At 66.7% G+C, this 21,193-nt stretch carries 19 protein-coding genes and 1 tRNA gene; 16 read left to right on the top strand and 4 right to left on the bottom strand.

The features are described 5' to 3' along the window. Positions 1-14 precede the first annotated feature (14 nt). The 15 genes from RM531_RS11505 to RM531_RS11575 all read left to right on the top strand — a co-directional run bounded on the left by RM531_RS11505 (position 15) and on the right by RM531_RS11575 (position 14,380). The gene (locus RM531_RS11505) at positions 15-1,055 is read left to right on the top strand and encodes a rod shape-determining protein (protein WP_311652788.1); all 1,041 of its coding nucleotides are present in this window, start codon (positions 15-17) and stop codon (positions 1,053-1,055) included. A gap of 118 nt (positions 1,056-1,173) precedes the next feature. Continuing rightward, on the top strand, positions 1,174-2,130 hold the full coding sequence (gene mreC / locus RM531_RS11510) for a rod shape-determining protein MreC (RefSeq protein WP_311659415.1): 957 nt from the start codon (positions 1,174-1,176) through the stop codon (positions 2,128-2,130). Continuing rightward, complete coding sequence (gene mreD, locus RM531_RS11515; protein ID WP_311659417.1) at positions 2,127-2,615, top strand: rod shape-determining protein MreD; 489 nt, start codon at positions 2,127-2,129, stop codon at positions 2,613-2,615. The genes mreC and mreD overlap by 4 nt, the downstream gene beginning before the upstream one ends. A 41-nt stretch (positions 2,616-2,656) precedes the next feature. After that, entirely contained in the window at positions 2,657-4,534 is a 1,878-nt protein-coding gene (gene mrdA, locus RM531_RS11520) for a penicillin-binding protein 2 (RefSeq protein WP_311659419.1), read from the top strand. Further along, complete coding sequence (gene rodA / locus RM531_RS11525) at positions 4,531-5,655, top strand: rod shape-determining protein RodA (RefSeq protein ID WP_311659420.1); 1,125 nt, start codon at positions 4,531-4,533, stop codon at positions 5,653-5,655. The genes mrdA and rodA overlap by 4 nt, the downstream gene beginning before the upstream one ends. Continuing rightward, on the top strand, positions 5,652-6,662 hold the full coding sequence (gene mltB, locus RM531_RS11530) for a lytic murein transglycosylase B (RefSeq protein ID WP_311659421.1): 1,011 nt from the start codon (positions 5,652-5,654) through the stop codon (positions 6,660-6,662). The genes rodA and mltB overlap by 4 nt, the downstream gene beginning before the upstream one ends. Further along, positions 6,659-7,474 (top strand): septal ring lytic transglycosylase RlpA family protein, encoded by an 816-nt coding sequence (locus RM531_RS11535; RefSeq protein ID WP_311659423.1) that lies wholly within the window; start codon positions 6,659-6,661, stop codon positions 7,472-7,474. Before mltB ends, RM531_RS11535 begins: the two co-directional genes overlap by 4 nt. 53 nt (positions 7,475-7,527) lie before the next feature. Further along, positions 7,528-8,676, top strand: coding sequence for a D-alanyl-D-alanine carboxypeptidase family protein (locus RM531_RS11540; protein ID WP_311659425.1), 1,149 nt, complete (start codon positions 7,528-7,530; stop codon positions 8,674-8,676). Positions 8,677-8,686: 10 nt separating this feature from the next. Next, positions 8,687-9,532, top strand: a complete 846-nt coding sequence (locus tag RM531_RS11545) for a D-amino acid aminotransferase (protein WP_311659426.1) — start codon at positions 8,687-8,689, stop codon at positions 9,530-9,532. Then, on the top strand, positions 9,525-9,788 hold the full coding sequence (locus RM531_RS11550) for a YbeD family protein (protein ID WP_311659428.1): 264 nt from the start codon (positions 9,525-9,527) through the stop codon (positions 9,786-9,788). Before RM531_RS11545 ends, RM531_RS11550 begins: the two co-directional genes overlap by 8 nt. Before the next feature lie 124 nt (positions 9,789-9,912). Further along, positions 9,913-10,566, top strand: coding sequence for a lipoyl(octanoyl) transferase LipB (gene lipB / locus RM531_RS11555; protein WP_311659430.1), 654 nt, complete (start codon positions 9,913-9,915; stop codon positions 10,564-10,566). A gap of 110 nt (positions 10,567-10,676) precedes the next feature. Next, entirely contained in the window at positions 10,677-11,321 is a 645-nt protein-coding gene (locus RM531_RS11560; RefSeq protein WP_311659432.1) for an MlaC/ttg2D family ABC transporter substrate-binding protein, read from the top strand. A 7-nt stretch (positions 11,322-11,328) separates the two neighbouring features. Next, positions 11,329-11,670 carry an MGMT family protein gene (locus RM531_RS11565; RefSeq protein WP_311659434.1) on the top strand — a complete coding sequence of 114 codons (342 nt, stop codon included), beginning with the start codon at positions 11,329-11,331 and terminating at the stop codon, positions 11,668-11,670. A 19-nt stretch (positions 11,671-11,689) separates the two neighbouring features. Then, positions 11,690-12,115, top strand: coding sequence for a globin domain-containing protein (locus RM531_RS11570; protein ID WP_311659436.1), 426 nt, complete (start codon positions 11,690-11,692; stop codon positions 12,113-12,115). Between the two features lie 195 nt (positions 12,116-12,310). Continuing rightward, the gene (locus tag RM531_RS11575; protein ID WP_311659437.1) at positions 12,311-14,380 is read left to right on the top strand and encodes a carboxy terminal-processing peptidase; all 2,070 of its coding nucleotides are present in this window, start codon (positions 12,311-12,313) and stop codon (positions 14,378-14,380) included. Positions 14,381-14,406: 26 nt separating this feature from the next. On the opposite strand, the gene purL is transcribed toward RM531_RS11575, so the two are convergent. The 4 genes from purL to RM531_RS11595 form a co-directional block, all read right to left on the bottom strand. Further along, complete coding sequence (gene purL, locus RM531_RS11580; protein ID WP_311659439.1) at positions 14,407-18,282, bottom strand: phosphoribosylformylglycinamidine synthase; 3,876 nt, start codon at positions 18,280-18,282, stop codon at positions 14,407-14,409. Further along, the gene (locus tag RM531_RS11585; protein ID WP_311659440.1) at positions 18,258-19,025 is read right to left on the bottom strand and encodes an MBL fold metallo-hydrolase; all 768 of its coding nucleotides are present in this window, start codon (positions 19,023-19,025) and stop codon (positions 18,258-18,260) included. The genes purL and RM531_RS11585 overlap by 25 nt, the downstream gene beginning before the upstream one ends. A 40-nt stretch (positions 19,026-19,065) precedes the next feature. After that, positions 19,066-19,392, bottom strand: coding sequence for a DUF1820 family protein (locus RM531_RS11590; RefSeq protein WP_311652770.1), 327 nt, complete (start codon positions 19,390-19,392; stop codon positions 19,066-19,068). A gap of 156 nt (positions 19,393-19,548) precedes the next feature. Continuing rightward, a tRNA-Ser gene (locus tag RM531_RS11595) sits at positions 19,549-19,639 on the bottom strand. A gap of 87 nt (positions 19,640-19,726) precedes the next feature. Here RM531_RS11595 and mltF point away from each other — a divergent pair. Then, the gene (gene mltF, locus RM531_RS11600; protein ID WP_311659442.1) at positions 19,727-21,193 is read left to right on the top strand and encodes a membrane-bound lytic murein transglycosylase MltF; all 1,467 of its coding nucleotides are present in this window, start codon (positions 19,727-19,729) and stop codon (positions 21,191-21,193) included.

The following is a 21,193-nucleotide window of genomic DNA, read 5'->3' on the forward strand; positions in this document are numbered from 1 at the left end:
GGACTCCCAGCAATATGTTCGATAACTTCCGGGGCCTATTCGTCAACGATCTCTCGATCGACCTGGGCACCGCCAACACGCTTGTCTACGCCCGCGACCAGGGCATCGTCCTGAATGAACCTTCGGTGGTCGCTGTCCGTCAGGATGCCCGCGGCGGCAAGCGGATCGAGGCCGTCGGCCACGACGCCAAGCGCATGCTGGGGCGCACCCCCAGCCATATCACCACCATTCGCCCGCTCAAGGACGGGGTGATCGCCGATTTCACCGTCACGGAGAAGATGCTCCAGCACTTCATCCGCAAGGTCCACAAGAAGCGGCTGCTGCGCCCGATTACACGGGTGCTGGTGTGCGTGCCCTACGGTTCTACCCAGGTGGAACGACGCGCGATTCGCGAATCGGCCTCCAACGCCGGAGCGCGCAAGGTGTATCTGGTGGAAGAACCGGTGGCCGCAGCCATCGGCGCCGGCATACCGGTGGGCGAGGCGCGGGGTTCCATGGTGCTGGATATCGGCGGCGGCACCTCGGAGGTCGCAGTGATTTCGCTCAACGGCATCGTTTACGCGGAATCCGTGCGCATGGGCGGCGACCGCTTCGACGAAGCCATCGTCAATTACGTGCGCCGGCAGTACAACATGCTGATCGGCGAGGCCACGGCCGAATCGATCAAGCATCAGATCGGCACCGCCTTCCCCGGCCACGAGGTCAAGGAGATCGAGGTGGTCGGCCGGCATCTGTCCGCGGGTGTACCCCGCTCGTTCACACTGAACTCCAACGAGGTGCTCGACGCGCTGCAGGAACCGCTATCCGGCATCGTCGGCGCGGTCAAGACGGCGCTGGAGGCCACCCCGCCGGAACTCGGCTCGGATGTGGCCGAGCGCGGCATCGTGCTCACTGGCGGCGGCGCCCTGCTTACCGACATCGACAAGCTGATCAGCGAGGAAACCGGCCTGCCGGTGATCATTGCCGACGATCCGCTGACCTGCGTGGCCCGTGGCGGCGGCATCCTGCTGGAGATGATCGACCGCAAGACCGGACAGATGTTCGCGCTGGAGTGATTGCTCAGGTGTTCCTGCGTCAGGTCTGCAACGTGAACGGCCCTGACCATGAGCGCCGGCGGCGGGCGCTATCGATGCGGCATGCCTCGCGCCACCCCCGACGGGCGGCCTGACCCCGGTGCGCGGCCTGGACGAAGACGAGAATCGGCTGTTCCTGCGCGGCCCGCCGCCCAGCGCACGGATCATCCTGGTGCTGGTGGTCTCGGTGGTACTGATGATCCTTGATCACAGCCGGGAGGATTTGTCTCCGGTGCGCGCCGGCCTGGCCACGGTGATCCAGCCGGTCCAGTCGCTGGCCGAGATGCCCTACGACCTGGCAGACACCGTGTCGGCCTATCTGGACCGCGGGCAACTGGCGGCCCGCAACGAATCCCTGGAACGTCGGGTGCTGCTGATGGAGCGGCGACTGCAGAAACTGGCATCGCTGCAGGCCGAGAACGAGCGCATCCGCGGCCTGCTGGCCTCATCCAAATCGCTGCGCGAGGAAGTGCTGATTGCCGAGATCATGTCCCTGAGCCCGGACCCCTACCGCCACCACGTCAAACTCAACAAGGGCACGCTCGACGGCGTGTTCGAGGGGCAGGCGCTGGTGGACGCCAACGGCATCATGGGACAGGTCACGGAGGCCAATCCGATGGGAGCGACGGCGATCATGATCACCGATGCCAACCACGGTATTCCGGTGGAGTTCAACCGCACCGGCCTGCAGACCATCGCCCAGGGCACCGGGCAGGCGGACACGCTCCTGCTGCCATTCCTGCCCAGCAATGCCGACGTGCAGGAGGGGGACCTGCTGGTTACCTCGGGCCTGGGCGGCCGTTACCCGCCGGGCTATCCGGTGGCCCGGGTGCGGCGTATCAGCCACGAAGCCGGCAACGAGTTTCTCACCATCGCCGCGGACCCCATCGCCAAGCTCAACCGGGGTCGGGAAGTGCTGCTGGTCTGGCGCCATCAGGAGGACGCCGAGGCGGATGAACCGGCCGCCACCGGCGGTGGCACCGAGGATGAAACATCAGCCCCGGACGCCGCTGCAAAGGACGAAGCGGACGCCGACCCCAACGCCGACGAACAATGACCGCCACTCTGCGATCCAGTCTGCTGCTCATGCTGGGCAGCCTAGTGGTGGCCTTGGTGCTGACGTTTCTGCCCCTGCCGCCCTGGGCGGCGATCGCACGGCCGGCCCTGTTTCCCGCCACCATCCTGTTCTGGGTCCTGCATCAGCCCCATCGCGTGGGCGTGCTCGCCGCCTGGTTCGCCGGCCTGTTGCTGGACGCTGGCTACACCACGCCGCTGGGTCAGCACGCACTGGCGCTGGCACTGGCGGCCTTCATCGTGTTCAAGATGCGCGATCTGCTCTGGACCCTGCCGCTGATCCAGCAGGGTGTGGCGCTGCTGCCGGCCCTGATCGCCTACGCCTTCACCCTGTTCTGGATCGACGGCATCAACGGGCGGCAGGTGGACCTCTGGTGGCGATGGCTGCCGGTGGTCAGCACCGCCGTGGTCTGGCCGTTGTGGTCGCTGATTCTGGAACGCTTCGCGCTGGTGGAGGTCGATAGTTGATGACCTGTCGACTACCGGCAACCGGGGTCGGGCACTGATTCATGTCGTCGGATACCCCGATCAAGGACCACGGCGCGGAACGCCATCTGTTCCTCTGGCGAACCGTCGTGGCCGGCGTCATCATGGCAGTCATGGTGGGCGGGCTGATTACCCGGCTGGCCTATCTGCAGGTGGTCGAACACGGCTACTACACCCTGCGCTCGGACAACAATCGCACCCGGGTGCAGGTTGTGCCCCCCGTGCGCGGCCTGATCTACGACCGTAACGGCATCGTCCTGGCCGATAACCTGCCGGCCTATCGGCTGGAGATAATTCCCGAACAGGTGGCCGATATCGAGGCCACCCTGGACCGGCTCGCCGAATTCGTCACCATCAGCGAGCGCGATCGTCAGCGTTTCTACGAGCGCATGCGCAAGCAGCCCCGCTTCCGGGGCATCCCTATTCGCCTGAATCTTAGCCAGCGCGAAGTCGCCCGATTCGAGGTCAACCGCCGGGATTTCCCGGGACTGGAAATCCGCGCCGGCCTGACCCGCCACTATCCGATGGGCGAGGTGGCCGCGCATCTGATCGGCTATGTCGGCGGCATCACCGAGGCCGACCAGCGGGTCATCGACGACAAGCGCTACCGCGGCAGCACCCACATCGGCCGGACCGGGGTGGAAGCCAGCCACGAGGACAAGCTCCACGGGCGGCCGGGTTCGCGACTGCTGGAAACCAATGCCATGGGCCGCGCGCTACGGGAGCTCTCCTTCACCCCGCCGCAGCCGGGCCAGAGCCTCTATCTGACAGTGGACGCCCACATTCAGCGGGTGGCATACCAGGCGCTGGGCAACCACGCCGGATCGGTGGTGGCACTGGACCCCGACACCGGCGGCGTACTCGCCATGGTCAGCAAGCCGAGCTTCGAGCCAGGGCTGTTCGTGGACGGCATCAGCCGCAAGAATTATCAAAAGCTGCTGGATCATCCGTTCCGGCCGCTGTTCAACCGCAGCCTGCAGGGGCAGTACCCACCAGGTTCGACCATCAAGCCGGTGATGGCCCTGGCGGCACTCGACCGCAACAGCATCGATCCCGGCCGGCGGGTCTGGTGCCCCGGCTATATCCAGCTTCCTGGCAGTGACCGCCGCTGGCGGGACTGGAAGCGCGAGGGTCACGGCTGGCTGAACCTGGAGGAGGCCATCTTCCGCTCCAGTGACGTGTATTTCTACAAGCTGGGCATGGACCTGGGCATCGACGCCATGCACCGCTACGCCACCCTGTTCGGCCTGGGCGAGAGAACCGGTATCGACCTGCCTCGCGAGAATTCGGGCCTGATGCCATCGCGCGAATGGAAGAACGGCACCCGTCAGCAGCCCTGGTTTCCCGGCGAAACGCTTAACACCGTGATCGGTCAGGGTTTCATGAGCGCCACACCCCTGCAACTGGCCCACATGACCGCCGAACTGGCCACCCGCGGCAAGGCCAAACAACCCCATGTACTCATGGCCAGCCGGCGTGACAGCAACGCCAGTCGCGAGACCTACGAACCGCCGGCAGCGGAACCAATCCGGCTGGCCGACGAGAATGACTGGTCGGTCGTGTCCAGCGCCATGGAGTCGGTGATTCACGCGCGTCGGGGCACGGCCAACGTGTACGTCGATCAGGGATTGAGCTATCGCATGGCGGGCAAATCCGGCACCGCCCAGGTAGCGGCACTGGCGCAGGACGAGGAAGCGCCCGAATACGAGGAGATCGAGCATCGCTTCCGCGACCACGCCCTGTTCGTCGCCTATGCCCCGGCTGACAATCCCGAGATCGCGGTGGCAGTGGTGGCAGAGCACGGCGGCGGCGGCAGCAGCACCGCCGGCCCGATCGCCCGGCAGGTGATCGATGCCGCGCTGGAGGGCCCCAGACTGGTCCGGAGCGATACCGCCCGATGAACACCGCGGCCGAGGAACACGAACAACCGCCGTCACTGACGGACTGGCTGGTCCGCTGGCGACTGGACCTGCAATTGCTACTGGCGCTGATGGCCTGCGGGGGGCTGGGCCTGTTCGTCCTCTACAGCGCGTCGGGCGAACAAATGTCGGTGGTTATCTCCCAGAGTATCCGGCTCGGCATCGGCTTTGCCGCCATGATCGTGGTGGCCCAGATCCCGCCGGACTGGTATCGCACGGTGGCGCCCTGGACCTATCTGCTCGGACTGATCCTGTTGCTGCTGGTCCTGCTTCTGGGCGATGCCGCCATGGGCGCGCAACGCTGGCTGGATCTGGGCGTGGTGCGTTTCCAGCCGTCCGAGATCATGAAGATCGCGGTGCCGCTGGCAACTGCCGCCTTTCTGCATGAGCGGGCCCTGCCCACCGGCTGGGAAGGCGTGATCGCCTCGGCGGCGATCGTGGCGGTGCCGGTCGGGCTGGTGGCCATCCAGCCGGATCTGGGCACCGCGCTGCTGATCGTGATGGCCGGCGGCTTCGTGGTTTTCCTGGCGGGGCTGCGCTGGCGGGTTCTGGCCCTGCTGCTGCTGATGGCCGCCGCCGCCGCACCGCTGGTCTGGTTCAACATGCATGAGTACCAGCAGGAACGGGTCCTCACCTTTCTGAGTCCGGCGCGCGACCCGGCCGGGGCGGGTTATCATATTACCCAGAGCAAGATCGCCATCGGTTCCGGCGGCCTGTTCGGCAAGGGCTGGCTCAACGGCAGCCAGTCGCACCTGAACTTCCTGCCGGAGTCGGATACGGATTTCATCTTCGCGGTGTTCGCGGAGGAAGCCGGCCTGCTCGGCGTGATTGCGCTGCTGGCGCTGTACGGCTTCCTGGTGGCGCGGGGCCTGCGCATCGCGGTACGCAGCCAGGATACGTTCCAGCGCCTGATGGCGGGCAGTATCAGCCTGACATTCTTCATTTATGTATTCGTCAACATGGGCATGGTGATCGGCTTGCTGCCGGTGGTGGGGGTGCCCCTGCCACTGCTGAGTTTCGGCGGCACCTCGATGGTGGTGCTGCTGATGGGATTCGGCATACTCATGTCCATCAATACCCATCGGAAACTGCTCAGTTCATGACTCTGGCGTTGCGCGTGCCCGGCCTGCTGGCCGTCCTCATCCTGACCGCCGCGATCGCGCCGGCATGGGCCGACTATCGCGACCATCCGCGCGCCGGAGACCTGGTGAGCGAACTGGAACGCGAACACGGGCTGGACCCGGCCTGGGTGCGATCCCGGCTGGCCGAAGCCGAATCCCGGCCGCACATCATCGAGACCATGCGCAAACCCGCGGAGCGGGTGCTGCGCTGGCACGAGTACCGCCAGATATTCCTCGACCAGCCGCGCATCGATGCCGGCGCCGCCTTCCTGCGCGACCATGCCGACATCGTGTCGCGGGTGGAGCAGGAATACGGGGTGCCGGGCCCGATCATCGCGGCCATCATCGGCGTGGAAACCCGTTATGGCGGCTTTATCGGCCGCGACCGGGTACTGGATGCGTTGGCCACGCTCGGATTCGACTACCCACCCCGGGCCGACTTCTTTCGTCGCGAGCTCGGCCAGTTTCTGGTGCTGGCCCGTGAGGAGAAAATCGACATCGACACCGCGCTGGGCTCCTATGCTGGCGCCATGGGCATGCCACAGTTCATTCCCAGCAGCTACCGCCACTACGCGGTGGACGGCGACGGCGACGGGCGGCGCGATCTCTGGAACAGCCCGGCCGATATCATCGCCAGCGTGGCCAACTATCTGGCCGAGCATGGCTGGCAGCGGGACGGGCGCGTCGCCCTGCCCGGTCGCACCGAGGGGGGCGACCTGTCCGGCCTGACCCGCAGCAAGCGCAAGACCCGCTACGAGTACCGGGACCTGACCGCGGCCGGCCTGCGTGTTGCCGTGGACCCGCCAGCCGACGACACCCCGGTCGGACTGGTGGAACTGGCCGGCAACCACGGTCCCGAATTCTGGGTGGGGCTGAACAACTTCTTCGTGATCACCACTTACAACCACAGCCGGCTTTACGCGATGGCCGTGTGCCAGCTGGCCGACGCCATCGCCGCCGCCCGTTCCCGCAAGGCACCTTCGGCATGACCGCGATGCGTTTCCCTGTATTGATTCTGGGCGCCCTGTGGCTGGCCGGTTGCGCCAGCACGCCCGGCGACGATGGCGCACCGGACAGCGCCTCCGATGAGGCGCCCATTACCACCGACGGCCCGCCGGCGAACGAGCCACCGGTGGATGTCACCAAGGTCCCGCAACCCGAGCCCAGGGCGGAACCGCTAAGCCGTCTCGGCAATCCCGACAGCTACGACGTCATGGGTCAGCGTTATCGCGTCCTGACCTCGGCCAGGGGATACCGCGAGACCGGTACGGCCTCCTGGTACGGCCGCAAGTTCCACGGCCGCAGTACCTCCAGCGGTGAACCATACGACATGTACGAGTTGACAGCGGCCCACAAGGAGCTGCCGCTGCCCAGCTACGCCCGGGTGACAAACCTGGAGAACGGCAAGGAGATCATCGTTCGCATCAACGACCGGGGACCCTTCCACAGCGACCGCATCATCGACCTCTCGTATGCCGCTGCCGCCCAGCTGGGGTTTCTCGACAACGGCACCGCGAAGGTCAAGGTGGAAACCATCGCCACCGGCACCGCGCGCTCGGACAACCCGGCAAACCCGGCGCTGTACCTGCAGACCGGCGCCTTCTCCAACGCCCGTAACGCGCGCGGCCTGGCCAAGCGCCTGGAGGAAATGGGCCTGGACCGGGTATTCGTGTCCCCGACCGCCAGCGATCCGCCCCTTTACCGGGTCCGGATCGGCCCCTATCCCGACGCCCAGGGCCTGGCCGACGCCCGCCAGCGGCTGGCCGACCAGGGCATCCAGTCCAATACGCTGCGCGACTAGCCTAGCGCCGCCGCATCCGCACACCGCTGCAAACCAGAGAGACCGACCCCGTCATGATCTATCGCCGTCGCACCTTGTTCATAGCCCTCACCCTGTTGCTCGGGTTGCTGGGGGCACCTGCCCAGGCGCTGTCGCTGCCGGAACCGCCGAGCGTGCCGGCCAAGGCTTACATACTGCTGGACCACGACAGCGGCCAGTTGCTGGCCAGCGCCAATCCGGACCAGCCGGTAGAACCGGCCAGCATCACCAAGCTGATGACGGCCTACATCCTGTTCGACGAGATCAAGAGCGGCAATCTGGCGCTGGATGATCAGGTCACCGTCAGCGAGCAGGCATGGCGCATGGGCGGCTCCAAGATGTTCATCGAAGTCGGCAAGCAGATTCCCGTGGCGGATCTGCTGCAGGGCATGATCATCATTTCCGGCAACGACGCCACCCTGGCCCTGGCCGAGCACGTGGCGGGGTCGGAGGAAAGCTTCGCCGGCTACATGAACCAGTACGCCAGCGATCTGGGGCTGACAAACAGTCACTTCGTGAACGTCACCGGCTGGCCGGCCGAGAACCACTACATGAGCGCCCGGGACATCGCCACCCTGGCCGGTGCCATGATTCGCGACTTTCCGGATCTGTACGAGCGTTTCTACCAGCAGAAGGAATTCACCTGGAACGACATCAAGCAGTACAACCGCAACTCGCTGCTGTGGACCGACCCCTCGGTGGACGGGGTCAAGACCGGGCACACCGAATCCGCCGGTTACTGCCTGGCCGCGTCGGCCGAGCGCGAGGGCATGCGGCTGATATCGGTGGTCACCGGCACCAGCAGCAACAACGCCCGCAAGTCGGCCAGTTCGGCCCTGCTCAACTACGGCTTCCGCTTCTACGAAACCTACAAGCTATTCGACGCCGACAAGCCGATCACCGAAATCCGGGTGTGGAAGGGTGACCGTGACCTGCTGCCGGTGGATGCCGGTGGTCCGGTCTACGTGACCGCGCCACGCGGCGGTCGCGACAAGCTGGCCACTACCGCCGAGGTCACCCGCAACCTGGTGGCGCCGGTGGAAAAGGGCCGGGAACTGGGCACGCTCAACATCACCTTCAACGGCGAGCCGCTGCACAAGCGTCCGCTCTATGCCGGCGCCGACGTCGGCGCCGGCGGCTTCTTCCAGAGCCTGATCGACGAGTTCTGGCTACTATTCGAGTAGCCGGCTGACCATGGATACGGCGTATCTCAACGGCCGCTTCCTGCCGCTGGCCGACGCGCAGGTCCCGGTCCTGGATCGGGGCTTCCTGTTCGGGGACGCGGTATACGAGGTCATCCCGGTCTACACCGGCCGGGCCTATGCCTTGGCCGATCACATCCATCGACTGGACCGGAGCCTGCGCAGCATCGGGCTGGCCGATCCGCTGGCGCCGGACGGCTGGAGTGACCTGGTCAACGATCTGATCGCGCGCAACGGCGGTGGCGACATGGCGGTCTATCTACAGGTCACACGGGGCGCACCGTCGCGGCGGGACCACCGGCCTGCCAGCGCCACCGGTCCGGCCACCGTCGTGGGGTTCTGCCAGACGCGGTCCCCGATTGCGGAATCCCTGCTCGAGCAGGGCATTGCCGCGGTGGTGCGCGACGACACACGCTGGGCCCGGTGCGATATCAAGTCCACCGCCCTGCTGGCCAACGTGCTGCTGGCCGGCGACGCCCATGCCAACGACGCCAACGAAGCCATTCTGGTGCGCGATGGCCGGCTCACCGAGGGCGCCTCCAGCAACGTGTTCGTGGTGAGCGGGGGCACGCTGGCCACGCCGCCGCTCGAGGCCGCCATTCTGCCGGGCATCACCCGCGCCCGGGTCCTTTCCCTGGCGGCAGCCAATGACATTCCGGTCGCGCAACGACGGGTCGAGACCGGCGAATTGCGCGCGGCGGACGAAATCTGGCTGACCAGCTCCACCCGCGAAATTTTCCCGGTGACCCGGCTGGACGGCGAACCGGTCGGTCACGGCCGACCCGGCGCGCTGTGGACAAGACTGCGGGCGCTGCTGCAGGCTGACACCCATGACTGACGATTCCCTGCTCGAATTTCCCTGCCGGTTTCCGATCAAGGTCTTCGGCGCGCACGATGGCCACTTCGAGCAGCAGATATTCGATCTGCTCAAGCCCCATGTGCCCGAGCTCAGCCAGGACGACCTGACCCGCAATCCGAGCCGCAAGGGCAACTACGTGGCGATCACCGTCGACGTGCTCGCCCGCGACCGTGCCCAGCTGGATGCGATCTACGAAGATCTCACCGCCTGCGACGCGGTGTTGATGGCATTGTAGAAAGCCACCGACATCGGGGCGGCCAGTCGGGTGTCAGGCAGAAGCTCTGCGTTAAACTTGGGTGATGACCTTGTCCCCAACGCCAGCCAAGTCACCGTCGGCACCCGCGCCGTGCATTCGCACCATGCTGGACGCGCCGTTGGCCTACGAACCCGTCTGGCGTGACATGCAGGCATTCACCGACGCGGCCGGCCCGGATACCCCGGACGAGTTCTGGTTCCTGGCTCATGAACCGGTATTCACCCAGGGCACCAACGGGCGGCCAGAGCATGTGCTGGCGTCCGGCAACATCCCGATCGTGCCCAGCGACCGCGGCGGCCAGGTCACCTACCACGGCCCCGGACAGCTGATGGGCTATGTCCTGGCGGATGTCCGCCGGCTAGGCATGGGCATCCGGTCGCTGGTCGAGGCGCTCGAACTGGCCGTGATCGACACGCTGGACGGTTACGGCATCACGGCCCGGGCCCGGCGGGATGCGCCCGGTGTCTATGTGCCGGCCGCCGGCGACGCCAAGATCGCCTCGCTGGGGCTGCGGGTGCGCCGTGGCCGCTGCTATCACGGCCTGGCGCTGAATGTGGACCTGGATCTCGAGCCATTCGGGCGCATCAATCCCTGCGGTTACCAGGGACTGGCCATGACCCGGATCGCCGACCTGGCCGGCCCGATCAGCCTGGACCGGGTTGCCGCGGATCTGGCGCCCGCGATCTGTCGGCGACTCCGCCTGCCGCGGCCCGCGGCGAACGAACACCGGCTTGCGCCAGCCCCGGCGATGGGCTAAATCAGGAGCCCGCCGGTGCCGCGCACGCCGGGCGGGTGCGCCATATTCAGGTACGGTTCAGTAACGCGCTCATAAGCTGCATTCACCTACTACGGGCAAGGAGACATCTCATGCGAACTTTCATCCGTCCACTGGCGGCGCTGGTATCAGCCCTGGCCCTGGTCAGTACGCCGCTGATGGCCCAGGAAGAGGCCTGCGAGCCGACCCCGCCCGCCGAGCTGGGCGAACAGACCGTGAATACGTTGCTGGACGAGCTCACCGAGCGTCGCGACGAGTTCAAGAAGAATCCCCAGGCGCTGTACGCGATGATCGAGCGGGAGCTGGTGCCGCTGGTTGATCTGGAGCGCATGTCGGAACTGGTGCTGGGCAAGCACGCGGAGGATGCCTCGGACGAGCAGATCGACCGTTTCGCCCAGGCCTTCAAGCAGATGATCATCCAGACCTACGGCAATGCGCTGTATGGATTCGACGACGAGCAGATCGAATTCCAGCCGGTGGATGCACCCGAGGACGCCACCGACATCACCTTCCAGGCCGTGGTCATTACCGAGGAAGGCGACCGCATTCCGGTGGACATGGACATGCACCTGGTCGACTGCCAGTGGAAGATCTATGACGGCAGCATCGGCAATCTGTCGTTCGTGACCAACTACCGCGGTCAGTTCAACGCCCAGATCCGGGCCGGGGGTCTGGATGCACTGATCGAGAAGATGGAACGCCGCTACGGCGGCGGCGTGAGCGACCCCGCCCAGTAAGCTGGCGGTGACGGCCGGCAACACCCGACAGCGGCTGCTCGCGGTCGTCCGCCGGGTGCCGGCCGGCTGCGTCGCGACCTACGGCCAGATTGCGGCCCTGGCGGGTCTGCCACGGCAGGCCCGCCTGGTCGGTTACGCCCTGCACAATTGCCCGGCGGATGTGCCCTGGCACCGCATCGTCAATGCCCAGGGCCGCATCTCGCTGCCCACCGATTCCACCGCCGGCCTGGCCCAGCATCGCCGGCTCGCCGAGGAAGGCATTGCCATGATCGGCGGACGGATCGATCTGGCCCGATACCGCTGGGAACCGCCTTCAGACCCGCCCGGGCAGGCCGATACCGGAGGATGATGACCGCACCCTGTCCCGCATGACCCCCGCGCAGCACGAACTCATTCGCGATAGCTGGCATCGTGCCGCCCCGGCCCGGGAACAGGTTATCCGCGACTTCTACGACCACCTGTTCGAGCAGGCCCCCGCCCTGCGGGATCTTTTCCCCGCAGACCTCGGCCGCCAGAAGCGCAAACTCCTGATCACGCTCAATATCGCCGTCTCCCGCCTGTCCCAGCTGGAGCAGATACGGCCATCGCTGCGGGAACTGGGCCGCCGGCACCGTGACTACGGCGCCCGCACGACGTACTACCCCGTTGTGTGCGAGGCCCTGTTATGGAGCCTGGCCACCCACATGGGGTCGGACTTCGACCGCGCCACCGAATTCGCCTGGCGAGAGGCGCTCAGCATCATCACTACCGAGATGCTCGCCGGCGCGCGCGACGACCCGGACCCGGCCGGCTAGCACCGCCGGTGGCCGGATCACGCCACGGCAACCCCGTCCCAACCGATCCGAACTGGCATCGGAACCAGCCGATTTACTCCACACCGGGAAAAAAAGGCACAATCGGTTGTCGTAACAGGCAACGATTTTCCCCGGACGCGTAGTTTTCGGCGTCGCGCGCGTATGCGTCCGGGTGTTTCCAATAAAAGGTGTGACATGTCCAGATTCGTCGTTCCGTTCGCGTCCGCAATACTGCTGCTGCAGGCCTGTCAGGCCGGCAGCGTCGCCCCGGAGGCGGACACCACCGGCGAGTTCCAGCCGCTGCAGCCCGGCGATGCCCAGGTGCAGATCGACAAGCAGGTGGTCCAGCGGCTGCAGGACGAGCACTACAACCCGGTGGCGCTGGACGACGATTTCTCGCGCGACATGCTCCTCGACTACATCGAGGACCTCGATGGTACCCACAGCGTGTTCCTGGCCAGCGACATCGAACGCTTCAAGCGGGAATTCGGCGACCAACTGGATGACGACCTGCGCGACGGCGAACTCGGCGCGGCCTTCGACATCTTCAACACCTACCAGCAGCGCCGACTGGAGGTGAATCAGTGGATACTGGGCCTGCTCGACAAGGGCGTGGAGAATCTCGATCTGACGGACGCGGAAAGCGTGACCATCGAACGCGAAGACGCCCCCTGGCCGGCGGATGACGAGGCCCGCCGCGAGCTGTGGCGCCACAATCTCGAAAACCAGGTCATCAACCTGCATCTCAACGACGTCGACCCGGCGGACATCCAGGACCGCATGACCCGCCGCTACGAAAGCGAGCGGGAACAACTGCTGGCGGCCGAGCCGATCGACGTGATTTCCGCCTACATGGGGGCCTATACCCACCGCTACGACCCGCACACGGATTACTTCTCTCCCAGCCGGTCGGAGGAATTCGACATCGGCATGAATCTGTCGCTGCAGGGCATCGGCGCCCAGCTGCGCGACCGCAACGGCTACACCGAGCTGGTGCGACTGATTCCCGGTGGTCCCGCGGCCAAGAGTGGCAAGCTCAGCCCCACCGACCGCATCATCGCCGTCGGCCAGGGGAAGGAGGGTGATCTGGTGGACGTCGTTGGCATGCGCCTGGACCGCACGGTGCAGCTGATCCGCGGCGAGAAGGGCAGCACGGTCCGGCTGCAGATACTGCCGAAGGACAATTCCCAGACCCGCACCATCTCGCTGGTGCGCGACGAGATCGAGCTGAAGGACCAGGCGGCGAAAAGCCGTATCGTGCCGCTGGAGGACAATGGCGAAACCCGGCAGATCGGACTGATTACGCTGCCCTCCTTCTACAAGGGCACCGCCGACGATGTCGAGGCGCTGCTGAAGGAATTGCGCGAAGCCGACGTCGACGGCGTGGTGCTGGACCTGCGCGGCAACGGCGGCGGCGCCCTGCGCGAAGTCACCAAGCTGGTGGGCCTGTTTATGCCCTCGTCACCCTCGGTGCAGATCCGCGATGCCAGCGGCAACACCCAGGTGCTGGGCGCCAACGGCGATCCGGTCTACCCGGGCCCGCTTGCGGTGATGGTCAACCGGCTGAGCGCCTCCGCCTCGGAGATCTTCGCCGGCGCCATTCAGGACTACGGCCGCGGCGTCATTCTCGGCCAGCGCACCTTCGGCAAGGGCACGGTGCAGGCCCTGATGCCGCTGTCCAAGGGCCGGGTCAAGCTGACCCAGGCCAAGTTCTATCGCGTGACCGGTGCCAGCACCCAGGCGCGCGGGGTGGAGCCGGACATCGGCTTCCCCTCGCCGTTCAACACCGAGGAGATCGGCGAATCGGCCCTGCCCAACGCCCTGCCCTGGGACAAGATCGACTCGGTATCGCACCCGCAACTGGACACGCTCAAGAAGATTCTCCCCGAACTGCGTGATCGGCACGAGAAGCGCATCACCGACGACAGCGACTTCCAGTACCAGGTCAAGCGCATCGATCTACTGCGCGAACGCAGCGAGCGCGAGTCACTATCGCTGCAGCTCGAGGAACGGCGCGAACAGCAGGCCGAATTCCGCGAGCGAAGCCTGGAACTGGTCAACGCCAAACGGCGCGCCAACGGCGAAGAGCCGTTCGAGGACTACCAGGCGTTCCAGGACAGCGAGGATGACGTCGCCACCCCGGAAAACCCCACCGGCGAGAGCGAGGAAGAGGAAGAGCCCGACGCCTACCAGCAGGAAGCGGCGCGCATCCTTCTGGATACCGTGAATCTGCTCAAGGCGCGCGCGGGTGGTCGGGCCATCTGACGCAGGCGCCAGCGCCGCCGCTTCGGCTAATCGCAGAAGCGGCGGGCATTGGCAAACAGTCGGGCCCAGGGGGCGCGCTCGCCCGTCCATGCCGCAGGCCGCCAGGACTGCGTGACCGCCCGCGTCACCCGTTCCGGATGCGGCATCAGAATCAGCACCCGGCCATCCGCGTTGCAGAAACCGGTGGCCCCGCCGGGCGAGCCATTGGGGTTAGCGGGATAGCGTGCCGCTGGCCCGCCGGCGTTATCCACGTAACGCAGGCTTAGCTGCCCCGCCGCCGTCAGCCGCTGCGCGGCCGCGTCGTCGGCATAAGCCACCCGGCCTTCCCCGTGTGCCACCGCGATGGGCACGCGGGCACCGGCCATGCCGTCCAGCAACACCGACCGTGAGGGCAGCACTTCCACTGCCACTGTGCGGGCTTCGAACTGCGCCGAGCGATTCTCCAGAAACCGCGGCCAATCGTCGGTTCCGGGAATCAGGTCGGCCAGGTGGGACAGCATCTGGCAACCGTTGCAAACGCCGAGGGCGAAATGCCGCTCGTCGGCAAAGAAGGCCGCGAACGCCTCGCGCAGGGCCGGGTTGTTCAGAATGGTGCCGGCCCAGCCCCGCCCCGCGCCGAGCACGTCGCCGTAGGAAAACCCGCCGCAGGCCGCCAGCCCCTGGAAGTCCCGCAGCGACGCGCTGCCGGCCAGCAGTTCGCTCATGTGCACGTCGACGGCCTCGAAACCGGCAGCATGGAACGCCCAGGCCATTTCCAGATGACCATTCACACCCTGCTCCCGCAGGATGGCAACCCGCGGCCGGGTGAGATTCAGATACGGCGCTGCCGGATCCTCGGCCGGGTCGAAACCCGGCGCCACGGGCAGGCCCGGGTCATCGGCATCCAGCAGGGCATCGTATTCTTCGCGGGCGCAGTCGGGATCGTCGCGCAGCGCCTTGAGGCGATAACTGGTTTCCGACCAGGCGCGATGCAGGTCGATACGGTCCTCATCCAGCAGGCAGTCGCCGTCCCCGTGGATGCGAATACCCCGATCCACGGCCACCACGCCCAGGTCGGTGGCCGCGAGACCGGCCTCGCGGCATTGCCCGAGAATCGGCGCGGCATCCGCCGACGCCACCTGGATCACCGCCCCCGGCTCTTCGTTGAACAGCGCCGCCAGCGGCCCGCCTGCCAGCTGGCCAAGGTCCACCTCCAGGCCGGTCCGGCCGGCGAACGCCATTTCGCAGAGCGTGGCCCAGAGGCCGCCGTCGCTGCGGTCGTGATAGGCCAGAATCCGCCCCGCCGCGTTGAGCGACTGCACTGTGTCGAACAGGGCGCGCAGGGTGGCCGGGTTGTCCACGTCCGGCGGCGGCCCCGCCTCGACCCCGTACACCTGGGCCAGGGCAGAACCGCCCAGCCGGGCCTGCTCGCCATTGGGGGCCAGCAGAATCAGCCGGCTGTCTGGCAGCGGCCGCAGTTGCGGGGTCAGGGTCGCGCCGGCATCGAGCACCGGGGCGAACGCCGACACGATCAGCGACACCGGGGCCCGCATGTCGCGGGACTGGCCGTCCTGTTCCCAGATCGTACGCATGGACAGCGAATCCTTGCCCACCGGGATGGCGATGCCCAGTGCCGGGCAGAGCTGCTCGCCCACGGCACGCACGGTATCGAACAGACGGGCGTCCTCTTCGGCGTCACCGCAGGCGGCCATCCAGTTGGCGGACAGGCGCACGTCGGACAGACGCTCGATGCGGGCGGTAGCCAGATTGGTCAGGGCCTCGGCGACTGCCATGCGGCCCGAGGCAGGCGCGTCCAGCACCGCCAGCGGCGCGCGCTCGCCCATCGCCATGGCCTCGCCGCTGGTGCCGGTAAAGCCGGTGGTGGTCACCGCGCAATCAGCCACCGGCACTTGCCAGGGGCCAACCATCTGTTCACGCGCCACCTGCCCGCCGATGCTGCGATCGCCGATGGTGATCAGGAAGGACTTGTCGGCCACCGTGGGCAGACGGAGGACCCGGTAGGCCGCCTCCTGCAAATTGACACCCTCGGGCAACGGCCGCCCGGCGACCGACGCCGGGCGGCGCCCCTCGCGATGCATTTTCGGCGTCTTGCCGAGCAGTACCGGCATGGGCATGTCCACCGGGGCATCGGCCGCGTTGTCGCGGACTTGCAGATGGGGCTCGGCGATCGCCTCGCCCACCACCGCCATCGGGCAGCGCTCGCGCCGACACAGGGCCTCGAATACGGACAGGCTATCGGCCGCGACGGCCAGCACATAGCGCTCCTGCGCCTCGTTGCACCAGATTTCCATCGGCGACAGGCTGGCATCCGCGCTGTGGATGTCCCGCAGCCGGATACTGGCCCCGCGACCGTCGGCATCGATGATCTCGGGCAGCGCGTTCGACAGGCCACCGGCGCCGACATCATGGATTGAGGCAATCGGATTGCTATCACCCATCGCCCAGCAGCCATCGATGACTTCCTGACAGCGCCGCTCCATCTCGGGGTTGGCGCGCTGGACGGACGCGAAATCCAGCGCCTCGGAGGATCGGCCGCTGGCCATGGAGGACGCCGCGCCACCGCCCAGGCCGATGCGCATGGCCGGCCCGCCCAGCACGATCAGGCGCGCGTCCACGGATACCGACTGTTTTTCGACATGGCTACCACGGATGTTGCCCATGCCGCCGGCCATCATGATTGGCTTGTGATAGCCGCGCAGGCCATCCGGCCCCTCCTGTTCGAAGGTGCGGAAATAGCCGGTCAGATTCGGACGCCCGAACTCGTTGTTGTAGCGGGCGGCACCGATCGGAGCCTCCAGCATGATCTGCCGCGCGCTGGCCACCCGCTGCGGGCGACCGTGATCAATCTCCCAGGGCTGTTCGTAACCCGGCAGGCGCAGGTTCGACACCGAAAAACCGCACAGACCGGCCTTGGTACGGGCGCCACGGCCAGTGGCCGCCTCGTCCCGGATCTCGCCGCCGCAGCCGGTAGCGGCTCCCGGATCGGGCGCGATGGCGGTCGGGTGATTGTGGGTTTCCACCTTCATGACCAGGTGGACCGGCTCGGTTTCGCCGCGATAGCTGCGATCCGCGCCGGCGAAGAAGCGCAGTGCTGTCGCGCCGGTCACCACCGCCGCGTTGTCCTTGTAGGCGGATAACACCCCGTCCGGACTGGCAGCGTGACTGGCCTGGATCATCCGGAACAGGCTCGCCGGCATCGCCTGGCCATCGATGGTCCAGTCGGCGTTGAATATCTTGTGGCGGCAGTGCTCGGAGTTGATCTGGGCAAACATGACCAGCTCGGCATCGGTAGGCGAGCGATCCAGCCGCGCATACTCGCGGGCCAGGTAATCGATCTCGTCCGGCGACAGGGCCAGTCCCCAGTCCCGATTGGCCGACGTAAGCGCGGCCAGCGGATCCTCGCCGAGGTCCACGCGCCGCAACGTCCCGGCGGGTGGCGTCTCGAACAGGTCCGGTAGTGCCGAGGCGTCCGTCAGCACGCTCTCGGTCATCGGGTCATGCAGTTCGCGCCAGAGGGCCTCGCGCGACATATCCTGATCGTCGGCGTCGATCGCCCAGGCCACGCCCCGTTCCAGCCGCTGCAGATGCGGCAGACCGCAATTGCGGGCAATGTCCTCCGCCTTGCTCGACCACGGCGACACCGTGCCAAGCCGCGGCACCACGACCGGCCCAGGCGGCGCCTCTGCCGGCCAGTCCGCCAGGCCCGCCGGCAACAGGGTTCGCAGACGGGTGGTGTGATCGTCGGTCCAGCCGGCATCGACCGACGCCACATAGAGATGGCGCGCGGCCAGCCCGCGCACCGACACTCCGGCTGCCCGCAACCGATGCCGCTGCGCCTCGAGACGAAACGCGGAAAACGCGGCCTGCCCGGCCAGAATCAGAGTGCGACGATGCTGCGCCAAGACAATCCCTCTTGCTGATCCGCGGCGGCCACCCAGTCCCGGGTGCAGCCAAGCACGTCGGCCAGGGCCTGACGGGCGTGGTCCGCCGTATTGTTGTTGCTGCTGATATGCGTGGCGACCACATGCTGGAGCCGGTCGCGGCCTATCGTGCCGAGCAGCGCGGCTGCCTGGCCGTTGCTCAGGTGCCCCTGATCCCCCGATACCCGCGCCCGCACCGAGGCCGGATAGGGGCCCGCCGCCAGCAGTGCCGGATCGTGATTGCATTCCAGCAACAGCGCATCACAGGCATCAACCATGGTTTGCACATGCGGCGTCGACCGGCCGATGTCCGACAGCACCCCCAGCCGCCGATGGCCATCGGAGAGCACGAACTGACAGGGTTCGCGGGCATCGTGGGGTACCGGAAACGGCGTGATACTCAGATCATCGATGGCAAACGCTTCGTGCGGTGAAAAGCAGCGCACGGAAAGCTCCGGACCCGGCGCGCAGGCCTGCCGAGTGCCCGGCGTCATCCATACCGGCAGGCCGTGCCGGCCGGCGAACCGGGCCAGGCCGCGTACATGATCGCCGTGCTCGTGCGTAATCAGGATCGCATCCAGCGAGGCCGGGTCCAGCGACAGCCGGGCCAGGCGTCGCTGCATGTCCGCGGCGGAAAAGCCGCAGTCAACCAGAACTCGGGTCCCCCCGGATTCCACCACCAGCGCGTTGCCCCGGCTACCGCTGCCCAGAAACGCGAATCGCATCACGCCGGTCCGGGGGCTTGCTCGTGCGTCATTGCCTCGGTCAATTCCGGCCGGTGTAGACCGGAAACGGCATGACCTTGCCGTCACTGCCGCCGGCGTCCGTCACCTTGGCCGCGCCGCGCTTGCGTACCTCGTCGATGCGCACCACCGCATGCATGGGAATATAGGAGCGGATCACATCGGCGAATTCGCTGGCGAGCTTTTCCTCGGCCGGGTCGACCACCAGTTCGCTGCGTTCGCCGAATACGAGTTGCTCGATCTCCACGAAACCGTACAACCCGCCCTGCGACACGGATTTGGCGTAGACCTCGTAGATATGGCCCTGATTGAAGAAGGTCACCCGATAAAGGCGTTGCTTGTCCGCCATGCTGGTCAGCGTCTCCCGGCGATTGCTGCGTTAAGATGCGGCCATGCCGGCATCACAGGAATTCGGCGGTCAGGACACGCCGCTACCACTCGCGCATCCACACCGGAACCGGTATGCCGGTCGACCAGCGTCCGGATTGCCGAGCAGTGGGGAATCTGGCGGAGAGGGTGGGATTCGAACCCACGTGGGGCGTAAGCCCCCAACCGATTTCGAGTCGGTGCCGTTATGACCACTTCGGTACCTCTCCGGAAAGCTGTCGGTGCGATGCATCAGCCACCCGACGGGCGAAGTTTACAGGGAATGGAACGCGGCCCCAAGCGACAATATGCATTCCATGAGTGACGCCGCCGTCCATCGGCTGCCAGCGCAGCGGTATCGGGTTTCGCTGCGCTGGGTGACGATACTGCTGGCACTGGCGCTGCTGGCGACCTGTCAGCCGCCGGTTTCGCCCATGGCGGAAATCCAGGCCACGGGCATGCTCCGGGTCGCGACCGTGAACTCCGCCACTACTTACTATCTGGGGCCGGCCGGCCCTACCGGGTTCGAATACGACCTGGCCCGGGCGTTCGCCGATCAACTCGGGGTGGAACTCGAGATGCAGGTCGTCGATACCCGCGCTGCCCTCACCCGCGCGGTGCGCCAGGGCAACAGCCATTTCGCGGTCGGCCTCACTGCCACCGCAGCGCTGCATCGGGATTACCGGCTGACACCGGGCTATCTGGACCTGCAACCCACGGTGGTCTATCAGGCCGACGATCCGACGCCCGACGATCTTGCCTCGCTGGACGGCAAGCTGACCGTCGCCCGGGACGATGCGGTCACCAACTGGTTGCGGCAGGCGCATCCGACGCTGAACTTCCGGGTGGACGAATCGGCCAACGCCGAGGAACTGCTGGCGCGGGTGGCCGAGGGGGACATCCGTGCAACCGTCGCCGACGCCCGGCTGGTACAGCTCAATCAGCGCTACTACCCGCGCCTGCGCACCGCCTTCACCCTGCCCCTCACCGCATCGCGTGCCTGGGTATTTCCCGCCCGGGAACACGATGCCCTCTACAACCGGGCAATAGCCTTCCTGGCCGGCATGCGCGGCGATGCGGCCATGACCATACTGCGGGACCGACACTTCGGCCATGCCAAGCGGCTTGGCTTTGTCGGCGGCCAGACCTTCGCCCGCATTGCCGAGGAGCGGCTCGACCGCTGGCGGCCCGCGTTCGAGACGGCCGCCGACGAAAACGGCCTGGACTGGCGCCTGCTGGCGGCGGTGGGCTATCAGGAATCCCACTGGGACCCGGAAGCGGTCAGCCCGACCGGCGTGCGAGGGCTGATGATGCTCACCGAGCAGACCGCGGAAGAACTCGGCGTGGCCGACCGCACGGATCCGGCGCAGAGCATCGAGGGGGGCGCCCGATACATCCGGGACCTACGCGAACGCCTGGCCGATGGCATCGAGGAGCCGGATCGCACCTGGACCGCCCTGGCTGCCTACAACCTGGGCCTGGGCCATGTACTCGATGCCCGTGAGCTGCTGCGCCAGCGCGACCGTGATCCGGATAGCTGGATCAACCTGCGCGATGCCCTGCCTTGGCTGACCCAGAAGCGTTATCACAGCCAGACCCGCTACGGGTATGCACGCGGCCATGAAGCGGTGACATACGTCGGCAATATCCGCGCCTACTACGACATTCTGCTGTGGATGACCGGCGATCCCGACACGGAGAAGCCCGAAAGCCTGCAGCGCGAACCGGAAACGCCGGAAGCGGCGGCGGAACGGGCGCTGGACATGAATGTGCCAGCGCTTTGA

Source organism: Spectribacter acetivorans (genome assembly GCF_031846305.1).
GTDB lineage: Bacteria > Pseudomonadota > Gammaproteobacteria > Nevskiales > Salinisphaeraceae > Spectribacter > Spectribacter acetivorans.

Excerpts from the sequence above, each read along its gene's own strand:
- RM531_RS11505 (WP_311652788.1), top strand. The coding sequence starts at position 15 with ATGTTCGATAACTTCCGGGGCCTATTCGTCAACGATCTCTCGATCGAC.
- mreD (WP_311659417.1), top strand. The coding sequence starts at position 2,127 with ATGACCGCCACTCTGCGATCCAGTCTGCTGCTCATGCTGGGCAGCCTA.
- mrdA (WP_311659419.1), top strand. The coding sequence starts at position 2,657 with ATGTCGTCGGATACCCCGATCAAGGACCACGGCGCGGAACGCCATCTG.
- rodA (WP_311659420.1), top strand. The coding sequence starts at position 4,531 with ATGAACACCGCGGCCGAGGAACACGAACAACCGCCGTCACTGACGGAC.
- mltB (WP_311659421.1), top strand. The coding sequence starts at position 5,652 with ATGACTCTGGCGTTGCGCGTGCCCGGCCTGCTGGCCGTCCTCATCCTG.
- RM531_RS11535 (WP_311659423.1), top strand. The coding sequence starts at position 6,659 with ATGACCGCGATGCGTTTCCCTGTATTGATTCTGGGCGCCCTGTGGCTG.
- RM531_RS11540 (WP_311659425.1), top strand. The coding sequence starts at position 7,528 with ATGATCTATCGCCGTCGCACCTTGTTCATAGCCCTCACCCTGTTGCTC.
- RM531_RS11545 (WP_311659426.1), top strand. The coding sequence starts at position 8,687 with ATGGATACGGCGTATCTCAACGGCCGCTTCCTGCCGCTGGCCGACGCG.
- RM531_RS11550 (WP_311659428.1), top strand. The coding sequence starts at position 9,525 with ATGACTGACGATTCCCTGCTCGAATTTCCCTGCCGGTTTCCGATCAAG.
- lipB (WP_311659430.1), top strand. The coding sequence starts at position 9,913 with ATGCTGGACGCGCCGTTGGCCTACGAACCCGTCTGGCGTGACATGCAG.
- RM531_RS11560 (WP_311659432.1), top strand. The coding sequence starts at position 10,677 with ATGCGAACTTTCATCCGTCCACTGGCGGCGCTGGTATCAGCCCTGGCC.
- RM531_RS11570 (WP_311659436.1), top strand. The coding sequence starts at position 11,690 with ATGACCCCCGCGCAGCACGAACTCATTCGCGATAGCTGGCATCGTGCC.
- RM531_RS11575 (WP_311659437.1), top strand. The coding sequence starts at position 12,311 with ATGTCCAGATTCGTCGTTCCGTTCGCGTCCGCAATACTGCTGCTGCAG.
- RM531_RS11585 (WP_311659440.1), bottom strand. The coding sequence starts at position 19,025 with ATGCGATTCGCGTTTCTGGGCAGCGGTAGCCGGGGCAACGCGCTGGTG.
- RM531_RS11590 (WP_311652770.1), bottom strand. The coding sequence starts at position 19,392 with ATGGCGGACAAGCAACGCCTTTATCGGGTGACCTTCTTCAATCAGGGC.
- mltF (WP_311659442.1), top strand. The coding sequence starts at position 19,727 with ATGAGTGACGCCGCCGTCCATCGGCTGCCAGCGCAGCGGTATCGGGTT.